This is a genomic window from Sphingopyxis sp. SE2 (assembly GCF_032227185.1).
Classification (GTDB): domain Bacteria; phylum Pseudomonadota; class Alphaproteobacteria; order Sphingomonadales; family Sphingomonadaceae; genus Sphingopyxis.
The window spans coordinates 430,279-441,308 of record NZ_JAPMXW010000001.1 but is presented as its reverse complement, the minus strand read 5'-3'; the positions used below and the strand labels follow the sequence as shown (position 1 = coordinate 441,308).

Genomic DNA, 11,030 nt, shown 5'->3' with positions numbered 1-11,030 from the left:
ACCGGCGCCCCTCCCCATTTTTAGAAGCTCAGGCGCACGCCGAGCTGGTAGCGCCGGTCGTTCTTGAACCAGGCGTTGGGCTTGAGCGTGCCGTCGCCGTCGACCTGCTGCAACAGCACGGTGTCGGTGCCGAGCAGATTGGTGCCCTCCAGCACGAACTCGATATTCGCGGTCGCGCGCAGGCGAAGCGACGCGTCGAGATAGCCCGTGCTCTTTTGCCAGATCGGGAAGCCGACGCAGCAGTCGATCGCGGTCACCAGATATTTGGAGCGCCAGTTGTAGGCGACGCGCGCCGATACCGGGCCCTTCTCATACATGCCGACGAGGTTGTAGCTGTGCTTCGAAATGCCTTCGAGCGCGTTGGCCTTTACCGTGCTATCCTCATAGGTCAGGCCGCCGCCGGCCGTTCCGCCCGCGGTTTCGTTGGTCAGATTGACCGTCTCGATCCCGTCGTTCTTCACATAGGTGTAGTTCGCCTGCACCCCGAAGCCGTCGAACGGCGCCGGCAGGAAATCGAAGAAGGTCTGGAAGGCGAATTCGGCGCCATAGATGCTCGCGCCGTCGCCGTTGACCGGGCGGTTGACGCGGACGTCCTCGGTCACCCCGTTGTTCGTCACTTCGAGGTTGAATTGGCCCGCCTGGATATAATCGTAGAACTTCTTGTAGAAACCCGTGGCGGTGAACGAACTCGACCGGCCGAAATAATATTCGAGCGTCAGGTCGAACTGGTCGGCCGTTATCGGTTTGAGCCCCGGATTGCCCGATTGGCCGGTATATTGCCAGTCATAGGCGATCGCGTTGCCATCCTCGTCGCGCGTGACGTTCGGGTCCGAAAAATCGTTGAGGTTCGGCGTCAGCCGGTTGACCGTCAGGAAATTGCGGAGCAGTCCGAAATCGGGGCGCGACATCGCCCGCGAATAGGCAAATCGCGACACCAGCCTGTCGGTCAGGTCGAACTTGATGTTGAAGCTGGGCAGCGCGTGGAAATGATTGACCTTGGTCGTGTCGGCGACCGTCGCGCCGTTGCTGAAATCAATCTCCTGCTGCGTGACGACGCAGCCCGATGATGCCGTCGGGCGCGGCGGCGGGCCCGGATCGGTCCCCCGCTCGCAAAGGAGCCCTGTCGGCGTGAAGGGAACGGGCAAGGTGGTTGCCCCCACCGTATCGTCGCGCGTCCAGATCAGGCGGACGCCGATATTGCCCGAGATCGGCACCCCGCCGATCGCGAGGCTGTCGCCGCCGAACTTCGCCATCGCATAGGTGGCAATCGTGCGCTCGCTGACGCGGTGGACCTCGCTCGGGAAATAGCAGCCGAAGGCCTTTTCGATCGTCTCGGCACCGCGATAACCCTCGCCCGAACAGACCGGATAATAATCACCGACGCCGATCGACGGGCGCCCGAGCGCGGCCGCGAGCTGTTCGCGATTCGACAACATGTCCATGTTGAAGAAGGCGAAGCTGTTATGATTGATCTGGTTGCCGGCGAAGAAATCGCCGCCGAAGGTGTGCAGCTGGTTGGTGCCCGGCGCATAGGCGGGGCTGTCGATGTTGAAATAGGGCGCCTGCGTATAGGTCCAGGTGTTCGAGATATTCGCCCAGTTATACGCGCCCCAGCGCACCGTCTGATCGCGATCGGCGTAGCGCGCGCCGACCTTGATCGCGTCGAGCCAGCCCGAATCGACGTCATATTCGACGTCGGCGCGGAAGGCGACCTCCTCGCCGTCGCTGTCCTCGGTGTGATCGGTGACCGCGTAGTAGAAATAATTGTTCGGGTTGTTCAGCCCGCCGCTCGACAAATTGATGTTCTCGGCCTGGTTGGGCAGGAATTCGAGGCGCGGATATTTGCCCGTCAGGTCGACGAAGGTGTCGGCGAAGGTCCGCGCGGTGACCGATGCGTTGTAGTTTTGGACGCTGGCGTCGACATATTGGCCGTCGAGCGTGACGCGCAGGCGGTCCGAAACATCCCAGCGGAAGTTGAGGCCGAAATCCTGTGTGATCTGCTTGTTCTTGAGCGCGTTCGCCGCGGTGTCGACCTGCGGCGCGCGCTGTTGCGGGACGCAGCCTTCCCAGCCGTAGCAGCGATTGAAGAAGGCCTCGCCATCCTCGTTGACGCCCAGCCCGAGATTGGCGTCGCCTTCGCCGACATAGGGGCGCGGCGCCGACCACCAGCCGCTGAGGAAATTGCCGTCGTCGTCGAACTGGAAGGGGGCGGTGCCGGTGAGCGGGTTCACGAGCGTCGGGTCGGTGACCTGGTAATCGCTCGGCTGGCCGTAGATGCTGAACGCGCTCGAATAGATCGCATGCTCGCGCCAGCTGTTGTTATATTGCGAGCGCAGATACTGACCGGTCAGTTCCATGTCGCCGTCGTTGGAGCGCCACTGGAAGGCGGCCGAGACGCCGTAACGTTTGCGGTCATATTCATTGTCGCGCATGTAGATGCCGCTGGGGATATATTGCTTCCCCGGGCCGAACACGCCGTCGAAGATCGCCATGCGGTCGAACTGGATGCCCTGGCTCGCGGTGATCGCGTGCGAATAGGCGCCGCTCAGCATCAGGCCGATCTCGCCGATCCCGGTCTGCCAGCGATCCGAGATGATGCCCGAGATTTCGGGCGTCGATTTCTCGGCGATGTCGCCATAGGTGTTCTTGATCGAGATCGAGATCAGGCGTCCGTCCTGATCGAACGGCACGCGCGTGCGCAGATTGACCGTGCCCGCGATGCCGCCCTCGATCAGGTCGGCGGTCTGGTTTTTGTAGGTATCAATGCCGCCGAGAAGTTCGGGCGAGATGTCCTGCCAGCTGAGACCGCGCGAGCTGTTCGCGCTGAAGGTATCGCGGCCGTTGAATTCGGAGCGGACCTGATTGAGGCCGCGGATGACGACCCCCGAGGGTTCGGCGGAAAAGTGCGACGTGTCGTCGGTGCCCGCGAAACGGATGACGGTGATGCCGGGAACGCGCTGCAGCGCTTCAGCGACCGATTTATCGGGGAAAGATCCGATATCCTCCGCCGTGATCGAATCGACGACGGTGTCGGCGTTGCGCTTGCGGTTCTGCGCCGATTCGAGGTTGGCGCGAATCCCGGTAACGACGATGTCGTCGGGATTTTCCTCATCCGCCGATACCGGCACGGTGCTTTCCTGCGCCGCGGCGGGAAGGATCATCGCGCTCGCCAGTGCCGCCCCGCATATCCCCTGGAGCAGGCTCTGGCGAATCCGATATGTCTTGGCAGGCCCCTTAACCATTATGATTTCCCCCATCCAATGCGGTCCAGATTGCCTTCCCACAATCTCTATAAGACCAATTGCGTCCTTGGAATATTACCAATAGACTACAAATCCAGCGCGCTGTCCATTGCAAATTTATGGCAGCGTCAGGATGCCGCCCGAGGGGGCGATGGCGACCGGGGAGGAAATGGCCATGCGATTGATTTCACTCGACGTGCTGCGGGGGCTCACCGTCGCCGGGATGATATTGGTGAATTCGGCCGCGGCGATGAAATATGGCGCGGAGGCAAATGTCGCGCCGATGCTGCTGCATGTGAGCTGGGACGGGCTCACCCTCGCCGACCTTGTTTTTCCGGGTTTTCTGACGATGGTGGGCATCGCCATCCCCTTTTCGATGCGCGATGCGAAGCTCGATTCGGCGCAGCGCCGGCATATCTTCGGCCGCACCGGCCGCCTGCTGCTGCTGGGCTTCATCCTCAGCAATCTTTACTGGTTCACCAGCTTCGCGTCGGGCGACTGGCGGCTGTTCGGGGTGCTTCAGCGCATCGGGCTCGTCTATTGCGCCTGCGCGATCCTGTTCCTGCTCGCGGGGCCGCGCGCGCGGCTGATCGTCGCGGCGGCGATCCTCGCGCTCTACTGGCCGCTCGCGCTGCTCCCCTCGCTCGACGGGCTCGCGACCGACATCTGGGGGCGTGGGCACAATTTCGTCGCTTCGGTCGACCGGCTGCTGCTCGGCACTCACCTCTATGTGAAGGGACCCGAAGGCTATGATCCCGAGGGGATATTGGGCACCTTGCCCGCCATTGCCCAAGGACTGATCGGCGTCGCGATCGGCGAACTGCTGATCCGCCGCCAAGGTCCCGCGGCGCGGCAGCTCGCGACGATCGGCGCCGCGATGCTGGTCGCCGGCAGCGGCTGGAGCCTCGCCTTCCCGATCGTCAAGGATATCTGGTCGAGCAGCTTCGTGCTCGTCACCAGCGGCATCACCGTGCTGGCGCTCGCGCTGCTGCATCATTTACTCGACCGCGAAGGCCGCGATCCCGGGATGGCCGCGACCGCGATGCTGGCGTTCGGTGCCAATGCGATCGCGGCCTATACGCTGCACCAGGTGACGGCGGGCGTGGTGACATGGGACCTGCTGCTGGCGCCCTTTCGCGCGCTGCGCGAGACACTGGGCGATCCGGTCGCGTCGCTCATCCCCATCCTTCTCTATATGCTGCTGATCTGGGGTGCGATGGAATGGCTGCGCCGCAAGGGCTGGATCATCAAAATCTGATCCGGCCGAACATACCTCTTGATAAGACCTATATAACCTATATAATACCAATAATCGGGCGGCGTCGCGTCGCCCGATCCGGAAAGTGATGGACGATGCCGAACGCCGCGACAGACGGACGAATAACGCTGATGGAGCAGGAAGCCGGGGAAGCAGCCGCGGCCGTCGCCACGATGCTGGACGCCAATCGCGACGCCTTCGCCGCGATCGGGCGGCGGCTGCGCGGCGCGCCGCCCGTCGCGGTGGTGACCTGCGCGCGCGGGTCGTCGGACCATGCGGCGACCTATGCCAAATATCTGATCGAGACGATGACCGGGACGCCGACCGCGTCGGCCGCGCTGTCGATCGCGTCGCTCTACGACGCGCCGGCGGTTGCCGGGAATCGCCTGTGCCTTGCGGTGTCGCAGTCGGGCAAGAGCCCCGACCTGCTGGCGGCGGTCGAGCAGCAGCGCGACGCCGGCGCCTTCGTCGTCGCGCTGGTCAATGCCGAGGGATCGCCGCTTGCGGGGCTCGCCGACGTGGTGATCCCGCTCTCCGCCGGGGTCGAACGATCGGTCGCGGCGACCAAATCCTATATCGCCTCGCTCGCCGCCATCGCTGCGCTCGTCGCGGCATGGGCCGAGGATGATGCGCTCGACGCGGCGCTGACCGCCCTGCCCGGCCAGCTTGCGCAGGCCTTCGCGCTCGACTGGTCGCCCGCGGTCGCCGCGTTTCGGGAAGCGACCAACCTGTTCGTGCTCGGGCGCGGCTATGGGCTCGGCGTCGCGCAGGAGGCCGCGCTCAAGTTCAAGGAAACCTCGGCGCTCCATGCCGAAAGTTTCAGCGCCGCCGAAGTGCGCCACGGGCCGATGGCGATCGTCGGCGATGCCTTTCATGTGCTGGCGTTCGGCGGCACCGACCGTGCGGCGGCGAGCGTGCGCGACGCGGCCGCCGAGTTTCGCGGGCGCGGCGCGACGGTGCTGCTCGCCGATCCCGGCGGCGACCTGCCTGTCATCGCCGCGCACCCGGCCATCGAGCCGGTGCTGATGATCCAGAGCTTTTACCGCATGGCAAGCAGGCTGGCGCTCGCGCGCGGCTGCGACCCCGACTCGCCACCGCATCTCAACAAGGTTACCGAGACTTTATGATCGTTCGTTTCCACAACGGCCGGGTCGCACTGCCGGGCGGCACCGTCGACGCGGCGGACATCGCCGTCGAAGGCAGCGCCGTCACCACCGTGTCCGCGCCGGGCGATACGCCGGCGGACCGCGCGGTCGACCTCGAAGGCGGCTGGCTGCTGCCCGGCTTCGTCGACACGCAAGTCAACGGCGGCGGCGGCGTATTGTTCAACGATCAGGTCGATGTCGAAGCGATCGCGGCGATCGGCGCCGCGCATGCGCGCTTCGGCACCACCGCTTTCCTGCCGACCTTGATCAGCGACACGCCCGCGCAGATCGCCGCCGCGCTCGCGGCGGTCGACGCCGCGATCGAGCAGGGCGTGCCGGGCGTCGTCGGCATCCATATCGAAGGGCCGTTCATCAACGAGGTGAAGCGCGGCATCCACGAGGCGCATCGCATCCGGCGGCTCGATACCGGAATATTGGCGACGCTCACCGCGCCGCACCGCGGGCGCGTGATGCTGACGCTCGCCCCCGAACTGTGCGACGAAGAGGATATCCGCACCCTCGTCCGCCACGGGGTGATCGTCAGCGCGGGGCACAGCGACGCGACCTATGACGAGGCGCAGCGCGCGATCGCGGCGGGATTGTCGGGCTTTACCCATTTGTTCAACGCGATGTCGCCGCTGCACCATCGCAATCCCGGCGCGGTCGGCGCGGCGTTCGATTCGGATAGCTATTGCGGGCTGATCGTCGACGATGTCCATTTGCACCCTGCGGTGGTGCGCCTGGCGGTGCGGACCAAGGGCAAGGAGCGCATCATGCTGGTCACCGACGCGATGCCGAGCGTCGGCACCGAGGTCAGCGAATTCACGCTGCAGGGCAAGCGCATTGCGGTGAAGGACGGCGTCTGCATCTTTGAGGACGGCACGCTCGCGGGCACGCATCTCGACATGGCGTCGGCGCTGCGCAAGACGGTCGAGGTTACCGGGCTGCCGGTGCCCGACGTGTCGGCTATGGCGAGCGCGACGCCCGCGGCCTTCCTGTCGCTGGCGGATCGCATCGGGGCGATCGCGGTGGGGCAGCGCGCCGACTGGGTGTGGCTCGATGCCGGTCTCGCTCCGCGCGCAACGTGGATCGGCGGCGCGATTGATTCGGAAACCGCATGGGGCCATTTCCAGGCCGCGCAATGATACGCAAGCCGCATCATAAGCGGCGGACGTTTTGGGGATTATATCGATGGGCCTGATCATCACCTCTCCGCTTCGAGGGTGGGCGACGACGCTGGACGAAGTTCCCGACCCGGTCTTTGCCCAGCGGATGATGGGCGACGGGGTCGCGATCCAGCCGCTCGGCGATACCGTCGTCGCGCCGTTCGACGGCGAGGTGGTGACGCTGCACGAGGCCGGCCACGCCGTGTCGCTGCGCAGCGCCGAGGGCGCCGAGGTCCTGATCCATATCGGGCTCGATACGGTGATGCTGAAGGGCGAAGGCTTCACGCCGCTGGTGGCGATCGGCGATACGGTGGCGCGCGGCGATCCGCTGATCCGTTTCGACCTCGACGCGGTCGCGCTGGCCGCGACGAGCCTGATCACGCCGGTGATCGTGACCAACGCCGAGGCTTTTGCGATCGGCCGCCGGACGACCGATGCCGCGATCGGCGCATGCGAGGCGCTGATGACGCTCGTCCCGGTGCAGGCCGAAGCGCGCCGCCGGTCCGATGACGGAATTTTGGTCGAGCAGGCGGTGACGCTGTCGCTGCCGCACGGGATTCACGCACGCCCCGCCGCGCGGATCGGCGAAGCGGCGCGCGGCTTCGAGGCCGACGTGCATCTGGTGAAGGGCGACAAGCGCGGCGATGCGCGGAGTACGGTCGCCTTGCTCGCGCTCGGCACGGCGTTCGGCGACGAGGTGGTCGTGCAGGCGCGCGGCGACGACGCCGAAGCGGCGCTCGCGGCGATCGTCGCATTGCTCGCGACCGATATGGGCGAAGGAGCGGCGGCGGTCGTCGCGCCCCTGCCCGCCGCCGCTGCCAGTCCGCTGCGCGCGGGACAGATCGGCGGCGTGATCGCCTCGCCCGGCCTGGCCATGGGACCCGCCGCGCGGTTGCGGCAGACGGAGATCGCCGTTGCGCGCGAAGGCGCCGGGGCGGCCGAGGAATGCGAGGCGTTGCTGGCGGCGCGCGAAGAGGTCCGCGCGATGATTGCCGCGCGCGCCGACGGCGCGAGCGGCAGCGTCGCATCGGTGATGCAGGCGCATCTGGCCTTGATCGACGATCCAGAACTGATTGCGGCGGCCGAGGGCCGGATCGCAGCGGGGAACAGCGCCGGTTTCGCGTGGCGCGGCGCGATCCACGACCAGATCGACGCGATCCGCGCGACGGGCAACGCCCATTTGATCGAGCGCATCGACGACCTGATCGACATCGAGCGGCAGATGCTCGCCGTGCTGACCGGGACACCGCTCGACGGGGCGAATATTGCGGCGGGTGCGATCGTCGTTGCCGAGGACCTGTTGCCGTCGCAGCTTGTGGCGCTGGCGGCGCAAAAGCCTGCCGGGATCTGCCTCCGGCGCGGCGGCCCGACGTCGCACGTCGCGATCCTTTGTGCGGGCATGGGATTGCCTTCCCTCGTCGCAATGGGCGACGCGCTCGACGAGATTGCGGAGGGCACACCGCTGCTGCTCGATGCCGAACTGGGTCATGTCACGGCGGCGCCGTCGGCCGCCGGCACCGACGCCTTTACCGCGCGGCTTGCGAAGCGCGACGCGCGGCGCGAAGCGGCGCAGGCGGCGGCGAAGGACGCCTGCCACAGCGCCGACGGCACGCGCATCGAAATCTTCGCCAATGTCGGCAGCGTCGACGAAGCGCGAGCGGCCGCGACGCAAGGCGCCGAAGGATCGGGCCTCGTGCGCAGCGAGTTTCTCTTCCTCGATCGCGACACCGCGCCGTCGGAGGATGAACAGCACGCCGCCTATCAGGGGATCGCCGACGCGCTCGCGGAGCGGCCGGTGATCGTCCGCCTGCTCGACATCGGCGGCGACAAGCCCGCCGCCTATATCCCGTTCGACGCCGAGGAAAATCCGGCGCTGGGCCAGCGCGGCATTCGTGTGGCGCTCGCACGGCCCGACCTCCTCGAAACGCAGCTTCGCGCGATCCTGCGCATCGAACCCGCCGGGCAATGCAAGATCATGATCCCGATGGTCGCGAGCCTCGATGAGCTGCGCCAGGTGCGCGCGGTGGTCGAGAGGCTGCGCGGCGAGATGGGGATCGCGGCGCCGGTCGAAGTCGGGGTGATGGTCGAAACCCCCGCCGCGGCGATGACCGCCGACCTGCTCGCCGCCGAGGCCGATTTCCTGTCGATCGGCACCAACGACCTCACCCAATATGTGCTCGCGATGGACCGCGGCAATCCGGCGGTCGCCGCGGGGGCCGACGCGATGCACCCCGCGGTGCTGCGGATGATCGGCGAAACCTGCCGCCTTGCCGCCGTCCACGGGCGCTGGGTCGGCGTGTGCGGCGGGCTCGCGTCCGATCCCGCAGCGCTGCCGATCCTGATCGGGCTGGGCGTCACCGAATTGTCGGCGGTGCCGGGATTCGTCGCCGAGGCGAAACAGATCGTGCGCGGGCTCTCACTGCCCGAGGCGCAAGCGCATGCGGCGCTGGCGCTGCAATGCAAGTCGGCGGCGGAGGTGCGCGCGCTCGCCCGCGCGTTCGAGGAGACACGGTGATGCGCAAGATACTCGAAACGCTCCAGCCCTTGGGCCGCGCGCTGATGCTGCCGATCGCGGTGCTGCCGATCGCCGGCCTGCTGCTGCGCATCGGCCAGCCCGACCTGCTCGACATCGCCTTCGTCTCGGCGGCGGGCGCGGCGATCTTCGAGAATCTGGGTATCCTGTTCGCGATCGGCGTCGCGGTCGGCTTTGCGCGCGACGGCAATGGCGCCGCGGCGCTCGCGGGGGTCGTCTGCTATCTCGTCACGACGACCGGCGCGCAGACCTTCATGACCGCGCCGGCTGACCTCGGCGCCGGATGGCCCGAGGCGGCGGCGGCGCTGGCAGGCAAGAACTGGGCGCTGACGCAGATCGACAAGCTTGAAGTGCCCATCGGCATCCTGTCAGGATTGATCGGCGGCAATTTCTATAACCGTTTCGCGGCGATCGCCCTGCCCGAATATCTCGCCTTCTTCGGCGGGCGGCGCTTCGTACCGATCGCGAGCGGGGTCGCCGGGCTGCTGCTCGCGGCGGTGATCGGTTACGGCTATGCGCATATCAGCGGCGCAATCGACGCCGCGAGCCGCACCGTCGTCGAAAGCGGCGGCGCGGGCCTGTTCGTCTATGGCGTGCTCAACCGGCTGCTGATCGTCACCGGATTGCACCATATCATCAACAATGCCGCCTGGTTCGTCGTCGGCGATTTCGCGGGCGCGACCGGTGATCTCCGCCGCTTCTTCGCGGGCGATCCAACCGCCGGCGCATTCATGTCGGGCTTTTTCCCGGTGATGATGTTCGGCCTGCCCGCCGCGTGCCTCGCCATGTATCACGAGGCGCGGCCCGAGCGGCGCAAGGCGGTCGGCGGGATGCTGCTTTCGCTGGCGCTCACCAGCTTTTTGACCGGGGTGACCGAACCGATCGAGTTCACCTTCATGTTCGTCGCGCCCTTGCTCTATGCGATCCACGCGCTGCTGATGGGCGTGTCGATGGCGCTGATGGACGCGCTCGACATCCGGCTCGGCTTCGGCTTTTCGGCGGGGCTGTTCGACTATGTGCTCAATTTCAGCCTGGCGACGCGGCCGTGGATGCTGCTGCCGGTCGGCGCAGTTTACGCGCTGCTCTATTATGGCCTGTTCCGCTTCTTCATCCGCCGGTTCGACCTGACGACACCGGGACGCGAGCGCGGCGAGGCCGCCGAGGCGTCAACCGTTTCGACGGGAGGCGCGCGCGGCGAAGCCTTTGTCGCGGCGCTCGGCGGCGCAGCCAATCTCGTCAGCGTCGAGGCGTGCACGACGCGCCTGCGCCTGATCGTCGCCGATCAGTCGGCGGTCGACGACGCGGCGCTGACCGCGCTCGGCGCGCGCGGCATCATCCGGCCGTCGGAAAATGCGGCGCAGGTCGTTCTGGGCCCGGTCGCCGATCTGGTCGCCGAGGAAATCCGCGTCGCGCTGGCCGGCGGCGGCGGGGCGATCGCGGTCCCTGCCCCCGCGGCGGACGGGATCGGAGCGGATGCGACGCTGCCCGACGATCTGGCCGGCGCGCTTGGCGGCGCCGCGAATGTGCGTTCGGTCCGCGCGCTCCACGGCCGCTACCGGGTCGAACTCGCCGACGCGGCGCAGGTCGACGAAGGCGCGCTGGCGCGGTTGACGCGCGGGCTCGTCCGGCCCGCGCCCGACGTCTGTCATATCCTGATCTGAACAGGGCGGCGGTCTTCCCGCCGTT

General features: G+C 66.9%; 6 protein-coding genes. 5 read left to right on the top strand and 1 reads right to left on the bottom strand.

Annotation, left to right across the window (positions count from 1 at the left end; translation table 11 throughout):
• Positions 1-20 precede the first annotated feature (20 nt).
• Positions 21-3,242 carry a TonB-dependent receptor gene (locus tag OVY29_RS01935; protein WP_313910720.1) on the bottom strand — a complete coding sequence of 1,074 codons (3,222 nt, stop codon included), beginning with the start codon at positions 3,240-3,242 and terminating at the stop codon, positions 21-23.
• Between the two features lie 175 nt (positions 3,243-3,417).
• Here OVY29_RS01935 and OVY29_RS01930 point away from each other — a divergent pair, with 175 nt between their 5' ends.
• The 5 genes from OVY29_RS01930 to nagE all read left to right on the top strand — a co-directional run bounded on the left by OVY29_RS01930 (position 3,418) and on the right by nagE (position 11,005).
• The gene (locus tag OVY29_RS01930; protein WP_313910719.1) at positions 3,418-4,500 is read left to right on the top strand and encodes an acyltransferase family protein; all 1,083 of its coding nucleotides are present in this window, start codon (positions 3,418-3,420) and stop codon (positions 4,498-4,500) included.
• A 95-nt stretch (positions 4,501-4,595) separates the two neighbouring features.
• Positions 4,596-5,627: an SIS domain-containing protein gene (locus OVY29_RS01925; protein ID WP_037554615.1), complete on the top strand. Its 1,032-nt coding sequence runs from the start codon at positions 4,596-4,598 to the stop codon at positions 5,625-5,627.
• Positions 5,624-6,790, top strand: a complete 1,167-nt coding sequence (gene nagA / locus OVY29_RS01920; RefSeq protein WP_313910718.1) for an N-acetylglucosamine-6-phosphate deacetylase — start codon at positions 5,624-5,626, stop codon at positions 6,788-6,790. Before OVY29_RS01925 ends, nagA begins: the two co-directional genes overlap by 4 nt.
• Positions 6,791-6,836: 46 nt before the next feature.
• On the top strand, positions 6,837-9,326 hold the full coding sequence (gene ptsP, locus OVY29_RS01915) for a phosphoenolpyruvate--protein phosphotransferase (protein WP_313910717.1): 2,490 nt from the start codon (positions 6,837-6,839) through the stop codon (positions 9,324-9,326).
• Positions 9,326-11,005 (top strand): N-acetylglucosamine-specific PTS transporter subunit IIBC, encoded by a 1,680-nt coding sequence (nagE, locus tag OVY29_RS01910; RefSeq protein WP_313910716.1) that lies wholly within the window; start codon positions 9,326-9,328, stop codon positions 11,003-11,005. The genes ptsP and nagE overlap by 1 nt, the downstream gene beginning before the upstream one ends.
• Positions 11,006-11,030 lie beyond the last annotated feature (25 nt).